Source organism: Amycolatopsis balhimycina FH 1894 (assembly GCF_000384295.1).
GTDB classification, from domain to species: Bacteria; Actinomycetota; Actinomycetes; order Mycobacteriales; family Pseudonocardiaceae; genus Amycolatopsis; species Amycolatopsis balhimycina.
Genome location: NZ_KB913037.1, coordinates 7,183,114 through 7,196,739, shown reverse-complemented (window position 1 = coordinate 7,196,739; position 13,626 = coordinate 7,183,114). Strand labels below are relative to the sequence as shown.

Sequence of the window (13,626 nt, the reverse complement as noted above, 5' to 3'; positions counted from 1 at the left end):
CCTACTGGTGGCAGGTGTAGGTCGGGCTGCTGTCGAGGACCTTGCCGTCGACCCCGATGAACTGCGTCTGGAACGACGTGTCCGTCATCGACAGCTTCAGGACGCCGAAGGTCTTCAGCAGCTTGGCGGTCGTCGGGTGGGCCGACTTCAGGTCGTACAGGCCGGCGCCGCCGGAACCGCCGACGATCTCGACGGGACCACTCGCGTCGGCCTTGCCGTCGGCGTTCTGCGGCACGAACCGCTCGTAGTCGTGGTCGTGACCGTTGAGGACGAGGTCGGCCTTGTTCGCCGTCAGGAGGTTCCACAGCTCGGTGCTGTCGGTGTTGTCACCGTGGTCGCCGGAGCTCCACCGCGGGTGGTGGTAGTACGCGGCGACGCAGCCCTTGGTGTTGTCGGCCAGGTCCTGCTTCAGCCAGGTGACCTGGGGCGGCTCGGCGAACTCGTCGTGGGTGACGAAGTCGTTGGAGTCGAGGGCGATGAAGTGCCAGTTGCCCATCTCCCAGCTGTAGTACCGCTGGCCATGGGGCTTGGCGATGGCGCCGAAGTACTGGTCGTAGCCCGTGAACCCGGAGTAGGACTCGTGGTTGCCCGGGATCGGGTGGGTGATGCTCTTGAACTTGCCCCAGGTCTTGTCGTAGTAGTTCTTGAAGTCGGCCAGGGTGGGCTCGTCGTACTGGTTGTCGCCCATGGTGATCACGCCCGCGGGGGCCATGTTTTCGACGAGCTTCGCGGTCTTGGGGTGGACGCAGCCGGAGCTGCTCGCGGTGCACTGTTCGGCGATGTCTCCGGCGGCGGCGAGGACGAAGCTCGTCCCGCTGCCCGCCTTGGTCTTCACGGTGATCGGCGTGCTTGCCGGCGACGTGTTGCCCGCGGCGTCGCGCGCGCGGACGGCGTAGGTGTAGGCGGTGTCCGGCGCGAGCCCGGTGTCGGTGTAGGACGGTGCCGTGCTGGTCGTGACGGCCGTGCCGTTGCGGAGGATGTCGTACCCGGCGACGCCGACGTTGTCGGTCGCGGCGTTCCAGGTCAGCGCGACACTCGTGGCAGTCGTCGTGCCCGCGGCGAAGCCGGTCGGCGTGGTCGGGGCCTGGGTGTCGCCCGAGGAGTCCGTGGTGCCGAAGACCTGCATCTCCCAGAAGGAGTAGCCGTAGCCGGTGCCGCGGGTGACGCCCACGAAACGGACGTACCGGCCGTGGGCGTTGAGGCCGCCGAGGTCGTCGAGCTTGCCGTCGCCGGTGTCGACGGTGGCGGCCGTGGTGAACGACGTGCCGTCGTCGGAGACCTCGATCCGGTACTTCTTGGCGTAAGCGGCTTCCCAGTTGAGGAGCACGCGGTGGATCGTGGCGGCCTGGCCGAGGTCGATCCGCAGCCACTGCGGGTCGGCGCCTTCGGCACTGGCCCAGCGGGTGGTGGTGCTGCCGTCGACGGCCTTGGCGCCGGCGTACGAGGAGCTCTCGACGGTCGACGTGGCAACGGGTTTTCCCTGCGACAGCAGGACATCGGCGGCCTGCGGGGTGGCGGCCGCGGCGATCGCCGAGGGCAGCAGCACCACGGCGGCGATCACCGGGGTGAGTCGGGCAAGAGGTCGTAGTCGTGTCGAAGGCACGTCGCGCTCCTTACGGGCCTGGCGGTGGCTGGTGGGCTGCGGCGTCGGGTCAACGTTCGACAAACAGTTAAGAAAGTTTCCTAACTATTCGGACTGTAACGACGTGCCGTTCCGGATGACAAGACTTGTCTTGCCCTTGAATCGGTCAAGAGGGTGAGTTTTTCACGATTTCCGCTGCTCAGCGCGTGTGCCGTTGAGCGGGCTACTGCCCCGCGGCGCGGGACTCAGCTCGAGCGGGGCGGCGCCTGCAGACCGGAGAAGATCGTGGCGATCAGGCGTCGCCCTTGCGCGGCGCCGTCGTCGTTGTTCGCGACGCGCCAGAGGAAGCTCATGAGCATGATGATGTCGGCGGGGTCGTGCCCGGCCGCGATGCTGCCTTCGGCCACGCACGCGTCGACGAGCTTCTTGACGGCCGCGGTGGTGGGCGCCCACGAGGCACTGATGAGCTCCTGGGCCGCGGCGCCGTGCAGCGCGTCGCCGAGCCCGTGCTTGATGCGGATGTAGGCCGACAGGATCTCGAACCACTCGACGAAGGCGGCCTTCGCGGACGAATGGCGGGCCAGCACGTCGTCGGCGGTGGTCGTCAGGCGTTCGATGTCGTGCTGGTAGGCCGCGAGGATCAGGTCTTCGCGCGTCGGGAAGTGGCGGTAGAGGGTGCCGGCTCCGACACCGGCGCGTTTGGCGACCTCGCTCAGCGGTACCAGGGGGTTCCGCGCGAACAGCTCGTGAGCGGCCTCGATGATCGCGACCCGGTTGCGCGCGGCGGCCTTGCGCTGGGTGCCGTACGTCCCGTCTGTCATGCCCCGATCATGCCTCATCTTTGACATGCGGAGAATCCTCCGCTAGTTTCGGTGTTACATCCGGAGCATCCTCCGCGAGTTACGGTCAGGAGACCCTGTCATGCGTTACGTGAAGCTCGGCACCACCGGCCTGGACGTCTCGCCCATCGCGATCGGCGCGATGACCTACGGCGAACCCGACCGCGGCCACCCCGTCTGGTCCCTCGGCGAAGAGCAGGCCCGCCCCCTGATCAAGCACGCCCTGGACGTGGGCATCAATTTCTTCGACACCGCGAACATGTACTCGAATGGGTCCAGCGAGGAGATCCTGGGCCGCGCGCTCAGGGACTTCGCCGACCGCGACGACGTCGTGATCGCCACGAAGCTGCGCCATCCGATGCGCCCCGGCCCCAACGGGAAAGGCTTGTCCCGCAAGGCGATCATGACCGAAGTCGACCATTCGCTGCGGCGGCTCGGCACGGACTACATCGACCTCTACCAGATCCACCGCAACGACCACGCGACGCCGCTGGAAGAGACCCTCGAGGCACTCAGCGACCTGGTCAAGGCCGGCAAGGTGCGCTACCTGGGCGCGTCGTCGATGTTCGCTTGGGAGTTCGCCAAGGCCCTGCACCTGCAGAAGCAGCACGGCTGGGCCCGGTTCGCGTCCATGCAGGACCACTACAACCTGCTCGCCCGCGAGGAAGAACGCGAGATGATCCCGCTGTGCCTGGACGAAGGCGTCGGCACGATCATCTGGAGTCCGCTGGCCCGCGGCCGCCTCGCTCGCGCCTGGGACGACGCGAAGTCGACCGCCCGCTCCGGCACCGACGGGGCTTACGCGGACATGCTGTACTCGCCCGCGGAAGAGGCGTCGAACCGCGCGATCGTCGACGCGGTCGGCAAGGTCGCGGCCGCGCACGGCGTGAGCCGCGCGTCCATCGCCCTGGCGTGGCTGCACCGCCAGCCGGTCGTCACCGCCCCGCTGGTCGGCGCCGGTTCGACCCGGCAGATCGACGACGCGGTCGCGTCGCTGGACGTCGAACTCACCGACTCGGACGTGCACGCGCTTAGCGCCCCCTACACGCCACGGTACGACTGGCAGGGCGTCTCGGACGAAGCGACCATGACGGCGATCCGTGCCCGCGTACCGGGAATGGCCCTGACGTGACGGTTTTTCCGGTGCGACACAAGGGAAACGGTCTCCCCCGGAAGATCACCCGATTCAGCGATGGTGTTCGCACAGATGTTCGGTAGCTTTGGTCGTATGCCTCTTGCCACTCTCGTCTTCGCCTTCCGGCGAAGACCCTCAGCGCTCCGAACGCAGCAGCTTCCGGATCTCCGTCACCGCGGCGCGGCCGGCCCGGTTGGCTCCGACCGTGCTCGCCGACGGCCCGTACCCGACCAGGTGCAGGCGCGGCTCGAGCACCACGAGCGTGCCGTCCATGCGGATCCCGCCACCGGGTCCGCGGACGTGCAGCGGCGCGAGGTGGTCGATCGCCGCGCGGAAGCCGGTGGCCCAGAGGATCACGTCGGCGTCGAACCGCTCACCGTCAGGCCAGACGACACCTTCGGGCGTGATGCGTTCGAACATCGGCCGCCGGTCGAGGATCCCGGCGGCGCGGGCGGCCCGCACTTCCGGCGTCACGGCCAGATCGGTCACGCTGACAACGCTTTCGGGCGGCAGCCCGGCCCGCACCCGCTCGTCGACCTTGGCGACGACATTGCGTCCCCAGTTCTCGCTGAAGGGCTCGTCACGCCACACGGGCGGCCGGCGCGTGACCCAGGCCGTCGCGCGGGCGAGCTGCGCGAACTCCATGAGCAGCTGAACGGCGGAGGCCCCACCTCCGACCACGACCACGCGCCTGCCGCGGAAGTCTTCGGGTCCGGTGTAGTCGGCGGTGTGCAGCTGACGCCCGGCGAAGGTCTCCTGGCCGGGGTAGCGCGGCCAGAAAGGACGGTCCCAGGTCCCGGTGGCGCTGATGACGGCACGCGCGGCCCAGGACTCGGCCGGGCTGGAGACGACCAGCCGCTCCCCCGCCCGCGTCACCGACTGGACGTCGACGGGCCGGAGCACCGGGAGGTCGTAAACGCTTTCGAAGCGCGCGAAGTATTCGGAAACGACTTCGGAGGCGGGACGCGTCGCATCCGGAGTGCCGAAAGCCATGCCGGGCAGGTCATGGATGCCATGAACCTTCCCGAGAACCAGCGACGGCCACCGGTACTGCCAGGCACCCCCGGCCCGCTTCCCGTGATCGAGCACGACGAACCCGCTCCGGTTGGCGAACCCGGCCCGCCGAAGGTGATAGGCGGCGGACAGCCCGGCCTGCCCGGCCCCGATCACCACCACATCCGTCTCGTGATCCGCGCCGCTCATACGAAGTGCAACGACCGGCGCGGCGGCGTATTTCGCGCCCTGCATCACAGCGGCACAGCTGCGGACGGTTGCCCCTCACCCCACACACCAGATCGACCTTCGATCGATCAGACCCGCGCTCCAACGCCTCACCCGCACAGCTACCGCGGCCCGATACAGCACCGCCCCGAACCGCCTCTCACACCGCAACCCGGTTGCGACCGGCTTCCTTGGCGCGATACAGCGCCGCGTCGGCCGCACGGAGGACGTCGTCGAGGGCCAGGCCCGCGTCCGGATGCCGCGCGACCCCGATCGACACCGAAAGGCCACTCACCCGGACCGTCCCGGTACCCGTCGAGATCACCACGTTCAGCTCGCCCACCGCCACCCGCACCCGCTCGGCGATGGCGAGCACGTCGGCGCGGCCGATGCCCGGCAGCAGCACCACGAACTCCTCACCGCCGAACCGGCCCACCGTGTCGCCCTGGCGCACCGAACCGGAGATCGCCACCGCGACGGCCGCCAGCACGTCGTCGCCGGTCAGGTGACCGTAGGTGTCGTTGATCCGCTTGAAGTGGTCCAGGTCGATCATCAGCACCGCGAAGCCCCCGTCGGTGCCGCGGCGCTGCGCGCGGGCGTGCTCGCGCACCGCGGATTCGTGCCAGCCCGCGGTGTTGAGCAACCCGGTCTTCTCGTCGGTGACGGCCGCCACCTGCAGCTGCTGCTTCAGCAGCAGGTAGCGGTGCAGAAGCAGCAAGGGCGCCACGACGAACAGCACGAGCACCGGCTGCTCGACCAGCGCGAGGGCGGCGAGCCCGCCGAGACAGAGGGTCGCCAGCTCGAACGCGTTGTCTTCCCACGTCCCGACGAGGTCGGCCACCGAACGCTGGCTGGTGTACAGGTAGATGCCGGCTGCCACGAGGCCGACGTTCACCAGCTCGAACACCGCGGCCGCCAGGCAGAGCGCGAACAACCCGCGCGGCGTCTGCAACGGCGTCCCGTGCAGACCCAAGACCGCGAGAACGGAGGAAGCAGCGAAGCAGGAGAGCATCGCCCAAGCGGTACTCGCGACGAAACGGTGAGCGGGCCGCGTACGGACCTGTCGCCACACTCGCACCCACAGGTGCGTGTAGAGCACGACGGCCAGCAGCGCCACCCAAGCCGGCGGCAGCAGGACGACCCCGGCGAGGTACCAGACGGAGGTGACGTTGATGTGCGTCTGCCCGCTCATCCACCGGCGCAACCGTTCGATGCGGCGCGACATCTCGGCCTGGGCCACCCCGAGGGCGACCAGCACGGCGAACCACACCGGACGCACCGATCCGCCGAACCCGGTGGCCAAGGCAGTCCCGGTCGCGACGACGGCGAGCAGTTCGCAGCCGAGGGCGTAAGGGATCCAGCGGGTCTTGGCACCGGCCCACATCGCCCACCGCACAGGCCAGCCCGGCCAGGCGGAAATCGCTTCCCGGCGCACGGCGGCCTGCGCTCTCAAGAGCCGAGGCCACAGACGTGACGAACCGGCATCGTGACGTACCCCTTGCGCGAAGTTCGGCCGACCAAGTGGCCCAGCGTAGCCGTTCCGGCGAGCTGCGTCGCCGGTCCGGGGGAATTGCCGGCAGCACACCTGCTCGAAGACCCGCACAGAGTAGATCAGCCCAGCTCAGCGGCCCACTGATAGCTCACCGAAGGAGGCACGCCAGATCGACCACCGGCGCGGATCAGCTCACTTGCGCAACGCGCGCGGATCAATTCACTTGCGCAACGCGCGAACGATCGCCACCAACCCGACCAACGCGGCGATCCCGATCAGCACCGGAGCCACCCGCTTGAGCACCGACTGGCCCGCGTAGTCGAGCAAGTCGATCGCTTCGGTCTCCGGGGGTGCCGGGACACTGTGCAGCGCCGGCCGGTCCGCGGCGGGCTTGGCCTTCGGCTCCGTGTTGATCTCCGCCGTGGTCGGGGCCTTCACCGCCGGCTCGGGCTTGGCGACCGGCTCGGCCGTGGCCGTCGGTTCGGTCGTCGGCGCGGCCGGATCCGGCACCGGCTTCGCGGCCACTCGCTTCTCCGAGACCGGCTTCTCCGAGACCTGCTGCTCCGAAACCTGCTGCTCCGGGGCCAGCTTGCCCGACAGGCACCCCGCGAACGTGTCCAGGATCTTGCCGCCCACCTCGCTGATCAGGCCGCGGCCGAACTGGGCCGGCTTGCCCGTGATCGCCAGGTCCGTCGCCACCGATCCGTGGGTTCCGCCGTCGGCCTCCGTCAACGTCAACGTCACCGTCGCAGCCGCCGTGCCCGATCCGCGGGAGTCCTTGCCCGAGGCCTTGATCGTGACCTTGTGCGCGGCTTCGTCCTTCTCCAGGAATTCGCCGTTTCCCTTGTACAGCAAGGAAATCGGCCCGAGCTTGACCTTCACCGTCCCGCTGAACTTGTCCCCTTCGACCTTGGTCAGCGTGGCGCCCGGCATGCACGGCGCGACACGCTCGGGGTCGACGACCGCCTGCCAGACCTCGCCGATCGGAGCCGGGACGGTGAATTCGTGGTCGAGCCGCACGGGCCGACCTCCTCTCTGCCAGTCCTGAGGTGTCCGGTGCCCACCCTAGCCGCCGCCGGGACGGCGGCCAGGGGGACGAACCGGCTCCTCAGGCCCCGGCTGCCGCGGCGATCGCGCGGCCGGTCAGCACACGGGCCAGGTGACGGCGGTATTCGACGTCGGCGTTGCTGTCGACCGGCGGATTCGTGCCCTCCGCCGCGTGCGAAGCCGCCGCCGCGATCGAGTCCGCCGAGGCCTGGACGCCGACCAGCGCCGCTTCGACGCCCGAGGCGCGGACCGGTGTCGAGCCCATGTTCGTCAGCGCGACCCGGGCCTCCTCGATGACACCCGCCTCGGTGCGGACGGTGACCGCTACCGCGACCATCGACCACGCCTGGGCGACCCGGTTGAACTTCTCGTAGTGCGCCCGCCACCCGGTGTGCTTGGGTACGCGGACCTCGACCAGCAGCTCGTCCGGGGCCAGCGCGGTGGTGAACAGGTCGCGGAAGAAGTCCGCGGCCGGCACCGTGCGGCGCCCCGACGGCCCGGCCACCACCAGCGAAGCGTCCAGCGCGAGCACCGGCGCCAGCAGGTCGCCTGCCGGGTCGGCGTGCGCGATCGCGCCGCCGAGGGTGCCGCGGTGGCGGATCTGCGGGTCGGCCACCGTGTCCGTCGCTTCTTTGAGCAACGCCGCGTGCGAAGCCACCAAGGCGTCCCGCTGGACGTCGTAGTGCGTCGTCATCGCGCCGATCACCAGCGTGTCGCCCTCCTCGCGGACGCCGCGCAGTTCGGCGACGCGCCCGAGGTCGACCAGCGTGGTCGGTGCGGCGAGCCGCATCCGGAGCACCGGCAGCAGGCTCTGCCCGCCGGCCAGGACCTTGGCGTCCTCGCCCGCCGACGCCAGCGCCTGTACCGCCTCGTCCACTGTGGACGGACGGACGTAGTCGAAGGAAGCCGGGATCACTGCGCACCTCCGGTCGCGTCGATCGAACCGAGGCCGCCACCGGCTTCGCCGCGGCCGGGGCCGCCCGCGTCGGTGGTGCCGTGCTGGATGGCGTGCCACACCCGCATCGGCGTCAACGGCATCTCGATGTCGTTGACGCCGAACTGCCGCACCGCGTCGACCACCGCGTTGACCACCGCCGGGGTGGACGCGATCGTGCCCGCTTCGCCGACGCCCTTGGCGCCGAGCGGGTTCGTCGTCGACGGCGTTTCCGTGCGGTCGGTGGTGAACGACGGCAGGTCGGCCGCCGAGGGCAGCAGGTAGTCGGCGAACGTGCCGGTAGTGAGCGTGCCGCTCTCGTCGTGCTCGGTGCCCTCGAACAGCGCTTGCGCGATGCCCTGCGCGAGTCCGCCGTGCACCTGGCCCTCGACGATCAGCGGGTTCACCGCGACGCCGACGTCGTCGACGCAGACGTACGAACGCAGCTTGATCCGGCCGGTCTCGGTGTCCACCTCGGCCGCGCACAGGTGCGTGCCGTGCGGGAACGAGAAGTTCTCCGGGTCGAACGTCGCGTCCGAGTCGAGCGACGGCTCGACCCCGTCGGGCAGGTTGTGCGCGAAGAACGTCGCGAGTGCGACGTCGCCCATGGTCGTCGACGTGTCGGTGCCCTTCACGGTGAACTTGCCGCCGGCGAACTCGAGGTCGTCCTCGGCGCACTCGAGCAGGTGCGCCGCGATCGGCTTGGCCTTCGCGACGACTTTCTCCGCGGCCTTGATGACGGCGATCCCGCCGACCACCAGCGACCGCGAACCGTAGGTGTCCAGGCCTTTGTGCGACGACTGGGTGTCGCCGTGCAGGATCTCGACGTCCTCGAAAGCGACACCCAGCTGGTCGGCGACGATCTGGCTCCACGCCGTCTCGTGGCCCTGGCCGTGCGCCGACGCGCCGGTCGTGACCTCGACCTTGCCGGTGGGCAGCATCCGGATCGACGCGTATTCCCAGCCGCCGGCGCCGTAGGCGAGCGAGCCGAGCACCCGAGACGGCGCGAGGCCGCACATCTCGGTGAACGTCGAAATGCCGATGCCGAGCTGGACCTTGTCCTTCGACGCGCGACGCTCCCGCTGCTCGGCGCGCAGGCCGTCGTAGTCGAAGAGCTGCTTGGCCTTCTCGGTGGCGGCCTCGTAGTTGCCGGAGTCGTAGGTCAGCCCGCACACCGTGGTGAACGGGAACTCCTCGTGCTTGATCCAGTTCTTCTCGCGCAGTTCCATCGGGTCGACGCCGAGCTCGGCGGCCAGCTCGTCCATGATCCGCTCGATCGCGAACGTCGCTTCCGGGCGCCCGGCGCCGCGGTAGGCGTCGGTCAGCGTCGTCGTCGTGTACACGTTGGTGCACGCGAAGTGGTACGCCGGGATCTTGTAGATCGCGTTGAACATGAACGCGCCGAGGATCGGCACGCCCGGGCCGACGAGGCCGTTGTACGCGCCGAGGTTGGCGAGCAGCTCGACCTTGAGGCCGGTGACCTGGCCGTCGCGGGTCGCCGAAATGGTGATGTCCTGGATCTGGTCGCGGCCGTGGTGCGCGGCGAGCATCGTCTCCGACCGCGTCTCGTTCCACTTGACCGGCTTGCCGAGCTTCCGCGCGATGAGCAGTGCCATCATCTCTTCGGGCAGGACGCCGATCTTGCCGCCGAAGCCGCCGCCGACATCCGGGGCGATCACGCGCAGCTTGTGCTCGGGGATGCCGAGCGTCAGCGCCGACATCACGCGCAGGATGTGCGGGATCTGCGTGGCCGACCACACGGTGATCTGGGCGCTGGTCGGGTCGACGACGCAGGCCCGCGGCTCCATGAAGGCCGGGACCAGCCGCTGCTGGCGGAAGCGCCGCTTGAGCACGACCTCCGACGAGCTGATCGCGTCCTCGACGTTCCCGCCGGTGCCCGCTTCGGCGGAGTCGAACTTCCAGACCGCGTTCGTGTTGGTGCCGAGGTCCTCGTGGACCAGCGCGGCGCCGTCGGCGATGGCGGCTTCCATGTCGAGGATGACCGGCAGCTCGTCGTATTCGACGTCGATTTCCTCGAGCGCGTCGTGCGCCTCGGCCGACGACCGCGCGACGACGACCGCGACGCCCTCACCGGCGAAGTTGACCGTGCCGGCGGCGAGCACCGGGCGGCGCGGCGCCTTCATGTCCGGCGTGATCGGCCACGCGCAGGGCATGCCGACCGAGCCGTCCGGGTCGAGGTCCTCGGCGGTGTAGACGGCGATGACGCCGGGCGCGCCCTTCGCCGCCGACGTGTCGATCGAGACGATCTTGGCGTGCGCGAACGGGCTGCGCAGCACCGCCAGGTGCAGCAGGCCAGGCAGCGTGATGTTGTCGGTCCAGCGGGTGCGGCCGGTGATCAGCCGCTCGTCCTCCTTGCGGCGGCGGGACTTCCCGACCTCCGGTTCGATCGTGGCGGTCATCAGTCACCACCCACGCCGACGTGCTTGTTCTCGGCGATCCGCTCGGCTTCGGGGCCGGCGCCGGGGCTCATCTGCTTCGCGGCGTCCCGGACCGCGCGGACGATGTTCTGGTAGCCGGTGCAGCGGCAGAGGTTGCCTTCGAGGCCCTCGCGGACGGCGTGCTCGTCCGGGTCGGGGTTGTCGGCCAGCAGGTCGATCGACTGCATGATCATCCCCGGCGTGCAGAACCCGCACTGCAGCGCGTGGTTGTCGTGGAAGGCCTGCTGCACCGGGTGCAGCTTGCCGTCGCGGGCGAGACCTTCGATGGTGGTGACCTCGCAGCCGTCGGCCTGCACGGCCAGCACGGAGCAGGACTTCACGCTGTGCCCGTCCAGGTGGACGGTGCACGCGCCACAGTTGCTGGTGTCGCAGCCGACGACGGTGCCGACCTTGCCGAGCCGCTCCCGCAGGTAGTGCACGAGCAGGGTGCGGGGTTCGACTTCGTCGGTGTACTTCGTCCCGTCGACGGTGACGGTGATGCGCATCAGGCCTCCAAAAGCCGGTTCGGGAACGGCCTGCCCGACAGTGATCGGGCTCACAATCCCCGAGCGTGCTACGCGACCTTCACGCCGACAAGCCCTGATGTCACACGTTCAACTATCGATTCCGCAGATACGCGGCAATCACCGCATCGACGCCGAATGTGCGGAGATCCAGATGGGTGAACTTTTGTGGCCCGTCGGGATGCTCAGCCGTGAATCCTCCCCGACAGCTCCGCGAGCCGTTGGCCGCCGCCTCCCCAGCGGAGCGCGATGATCTCCGCGGCGATCGACACCGCCGTCTCCTCCGGCGTGCGCGCGCCCAGGTCGAGGCCGATGGGCGAAGCCAGCTTTTCCAGCTCCGCCTCGGTGATCCCCGCCTCGCGCAGGCGCGCGAAGCGGTCGTCGTGGGTCTTGCGGGAGCCCATCGCGCCGACGTAGCCGACGTCCAGGCGCAGCGCGACCTCCAGCAGCGGCACGTCGAACTTGGGGTCGTGGGTGAGCACCGCGATCGCCGTGCGCCGGTCGATGCGGCCGGCGTCGGCCTCCGCCCGCAAGTAGCGGTGCGGCCAGTCGACGACGACGTCGTGCGCGTCCGGGAACCGGCTGGTGGTGGCGAACACCGGCCGCGCGTCGCAGACCGTGACCTGGTAACCGAGGTAGGCGCCCATGCGCGCCATCGCGGCGGCGAAGTCGATCGCGCCGAAGACCAGGAGCCGGGGCGGCGGCTCGAAGGAGTTGACGAACACCGCCATCCCCTCGCCGCGGCGCTGCCCGTCCGGGCCGTAGTGCAGCGTGCCGGTGCGGCCGCTGGCCAGCAGGCCGCGCGCGTCGTCGGCCACGGCGTCGTCCATCCGCGACGACCCCAGCGAGCCCGCCGTCCGGTCCGGCCACACGATCATGTGCTCGCCGACCAGGCCTTCGCGCTCGTGCTCGATGACCGTGACGACCGCGACCGGCTCGCCGCCGCGCACCGACGCGACAACGTCGCCGAGCTCCGGCATCGACTGGCGGTCGACCGCCTCGACGTAGATGTCGATGATCCCGCCGCAGGTCAAACCCACCGCGAAGGCGTCGTCGTCGGTGACGCCGTAGCGCTGCAGCACCGGTCTCCGTTCGGCGACGACCTCCTGCGCCAGCTCGTAGACCGCGCCTTCGACACAGCCGCCGGACACGCTGCCCGCGACGGTGCCGTCCCCGGCGACGACCATCGCGGCGCCGGGCGCGCGCGGCGCCGAGGAAAAGGTGGCGACCACGGTGCCGAGCCCGACGGTCTCCCCCGCCGACCAGCGCCGGAACACGTCGTCCAGTACGTCACGCATCGGAAATCTCCCCGAGCAGTCGTTCCAAAGTGGCCAGGGTGTGCCCGGCCAGCAGCCGGTCGATGTGGGGCAGCGCGGCCACGATGCCCGATTGGACCGGCGCGTACCCCGCGCGGCCGGCGTGCGGATTCACCCAGAATACGGCGTGTGCGAGCCGGCGCAGCCGGGCCAGCTGTTCGCCGAGCAGAGCGGTGTCGCCGCGTTCCCAGCCGTCGGAGAACACGGTGACCACAGCGCGGCGCGCCACGCCGCGCTGTCCCCAGCGGTCGAGGAAGGCCCGCAGCGTCTCGCCGAGCCGGGTGCCGCCGGCGAAGTCCGGCACCGCCGAGCCCGCGGCGAGCATCGCGCGTTCCGGGTCGCGCTGGCGCAGCTGGCGCGACACCCGGGTCAGCCGCGTGCCGAGCGTGAACACCTCGACGGCCTGCGGCGCGGACCGCGTGAGGACGTGCGCGAACCGCAGCAAAGCGTCGGCGTACGGGCTCATCGACCCCGAGACGTCGATGAGCAGCACGACCCGCCGGGGCCGCGAGCCGCGCCGGACGTGGGCGAGCCGGACCGGTTCGCCGCCGCCGGCCAGCATCGCGCGCAGCGTCCGCGACGGGTCGAGCTTGCCGCGCCGCGCCGGCGTCCGCCGGACCGCGGGACGGCTGGGAGGCGCCGGCCGGAGGGTGGCGAGCAGCTCGCGGAGGTGTTCGCGTTCGGCGGTGGTCAGCGCGGCGAGGTCGCGGTGGCGCAGCACCTCTTGGGCACTCGCGGCGACCTTCAGCTGCTCGTGACCGTCACCGCCCTCGGCGTCGCCGCCTTCCGCGGCGACCAGGGGCGCGATCCGGGCCTGCTTCGGAACTGCGGCCTTCGCGCGCCGCGGGGCCGGCGGCTCGAGGGAAAACCACTGGCTGAAGGCCTCTTCGTAGTACGGCAGGTCGTCCGGGCTCGAACACAACGTCAGCCGGCCGGCCCAGTACAGCTGCGTGGGCTCGGCGACGTCGATCTCGGCGACGGCCGCCAGGTACGCCTGCACGCGGCGTGCGTCGCAGGCGACACCGGCTTCGCGCAGCGCGGCGGCGAACCCGGCGTAGCCGGCGACGGGGTCGGCGGCGGTGGTCATGCCTCCATTGT

The 13,626-nt window shown here is 70.2% G+C and carries 11 protein-coding genes; 1 reads left to right on the top strand and 10 read right to left on the bottom strand.

The window, feature by feature from the left end; all coding sequences use genetic code 11:
- Position 1: 1 nt before the first annotated feature.
- Both A3CE_RS0133035 and A3CE_RS0133030 read right to left on the bottom strand, forming a co-directional pair.
- Positions 2 to 1,561 (bottom strand): discoidin domain-containing protein, encoded by a 1,560-nt coding sequence (locus A3CE_RS0133035; RefSeq protein ID WP_020644384.1) that lies wholly within the window; start codon positions 1,559 to 1,561, stop codon positions 2 to 4.
- A gap of 266 nt (positions 1,562 to 1,827) precedes the next feature.
- Positions 1,828 to 2,403, bottom strand: coding sequence for a TetR/AcrR family transcriptional regulator (locus tag A3CE_RS0133030; protein WP_020644383.1), 576 nt, complete (start codon positions 2,401 to 2,403; stop codon positions 1,828 to 1,830).
- Between the two features lie 100 nt (positions 2,404 to 2,503).
- Between A3CE_RS0133030 and A3CE_RS0133025 the strand changes: the two genes are divergently transcribed.
- Positions 2,504 to 3,553, top strand: a complete 1,050-nt coding sequence (locus tag A3CE_RS0133025) for an aldo/keto reductase (RefSeq protein WP_020644382.1) — start codon at positions 2,504 to 2,506, stop codon at positions 3,551 to 3,553.
- 138 nt (positions 3,554 to 3,691) lie between these two features.
- Here A3CE_RS0133025 and A3CE_RS0133020 read toward each other — a convergent pair whose 3' ends face one another.
- The 8 genes from A3CE_RS0133020 to A3CE_RS0132985 form a co-directional block, all read right to left on the bottom strand.
- A complete protein-coding gene (locus tag A3CE_RS0133020) occupies positions 3,692 to 4,759 on the bottom strand; it encodes an NAD(P)-binding domain-containing protein (RefSeq protein WP_020644381.1) in 1,068 nt (355 codons plus the stop codon).
- A 178-nt stretch (positions 4,760 to 4,937) separates the two neighbouring features.
- Positions 4,938 to 6,161, bottom strand: a complete 1,224-nt coding sequence (locus tag A3CE_RS0133015) for a GGDEF domain-containing protein (protein ID WP_026469107.1) — start codon at positions 6,159 to 6,161, stop codon at positions 4,938 to 4,940.
- Positions 6,162 to 6,488: 327 nt separating this feature from the next.
- Positions 6,489 to 7,289, bottom strand: a complete 801-nt coding sequence (locus A3CE_RS0133010) for an SRPBCC family protein (protein WP_020644379.1) — start codon at positions 7,287 to 7,289, stop codon at positions 6,489 to 6,491.
- Between the two features lie 88 nt (positions 7,290 to 7,377).
- Complete coding sequence (locus tag A3CE_RS0133005) at positions 7,378 to 8,232, bottom strand: FAD binding domain-containing protein (protein WP_020644378.1); 855 nt, start codon at positions 8,230 to 8,232, stop codon at positions 7,378 to 7,380.
- The gene (locus A3CE_RS0133000) at positions 8,229 to 10,670 is read right to left on the bottom strand and encodes a xanthine dehydrogenase family protein molybdopterin-binding subunit (RefSeq protein WP_020644377.1); all 2,442 of its coding nucleotides are present in this window, start codon (positions 10,668 to 10,670) and stop codon (positions 8,229 to 8,231) included. Before A3CE_RS0133000 ends, A3CE_RS0133005 begins: the two co-directional genes overlap by 4 nt.
- A complete protein-coding gene (locus tag A3CE_RS0132995) occupies positions 10,670 to 11,194 on the bottom strand; it encodes a (2Fe-2S)-binding protein (RefSeq protein ID WP_020644376.1) in 525 nt (174 codons plus the stop codon). The genes A3CE_RS0133000 and A3CE_RS0132995 overlap by 1 nt, the downstream gene beginning before the upstream one ends.
- Positions 11,195 to 11,397: 203 nt before the next feature.
- Entirely contained in the window at positions 11,398 to 12,510 is a 1,113-nt protein-coding gene (locus tag A3CE_RS0132990) for an XdhC family protein (protein WP_020644375.1), read from the bottom strand.
- On the bottom strand, positions 12,503 to 13,615 hold the full coding sequence (locus tag A3CE_RS0132985) for a vWA domain-containing protein (RefSeq protein WP_020644374.1): 1,113 nt from the start codon (positions 13,613 to 13,615) through the stop codon (positions 12,503 to 12,505). Before A3CE_RS0132985 ends, A3CE_RS0132990 begins: the two co-directional genes overlap by 8 nt.
- Between the last annotated feature and the right edge of the window lie 11 nt (positions 13,616 to 13,626).

Excerpts from the sequence above, each read along its gene's own strand:
- A3CE_RS0132985 (WP_020644374.1), bottom strand. The coding sequence starts at position 13,615 with ATGACCACCGCCGCCGACCCCGTCGCCGGCTACGCCGGGTTCGCCGCC.
- A3CE_RS0133030 (WP_020644383.1), bottom strand. The coding sequence starts at position 2,403 with ATGACAGACGGGACGTACGGCACCCAGCGCAAGGCCGCCGCGCGCAAC.
- A3CE_RS0132990 (WP_020644375.1), bottom strand. The coding sequence starts at position 12,510 with ATGCGTGACGTACTGGACGACGTGTTCCGGCGCTGGTCGGCGGGGGAG.
- A3CE_RS0133000 (WP_020644377.1), bottom strand. The coding sequence starts at position 10,670 with ATGACCGCCACGATCGAACCGGAGGTCGGGAAGTCCCGCCGCCGCAAG.
- A3CE_RS0133015 (WP_026469107.1), bottom strand. The coding sequence starts at position 6,161 with ATGTGGGCCGGTGCCAAGACCCGCTGGATCCCTTACGCCCTCGGCTGC.
- A3CE_RS0133020 (WP_020644381.1), bottom strand. The coding sequence starts at position 4,759 with ATGAGCGGCGCGGATCACGAGACGGATGTGGTGGTGATCGGGGCCGGG.
- A3CE_RS0133025 (WP_020644382.1), top strand. The coding sequence starts at position 2,504 with ATGCGTTACGTGAAGCTCGGCACCACCGGCCTGGACGTCTCGCCCATC.
- A3CE_RS0132995 (WP_020644376.1), bottom strand. The coding sequence starts at position 11,194 with ATGCGCATCACCGTCACCGTCGACGGGACGAAGTACACCGACGAAGTC.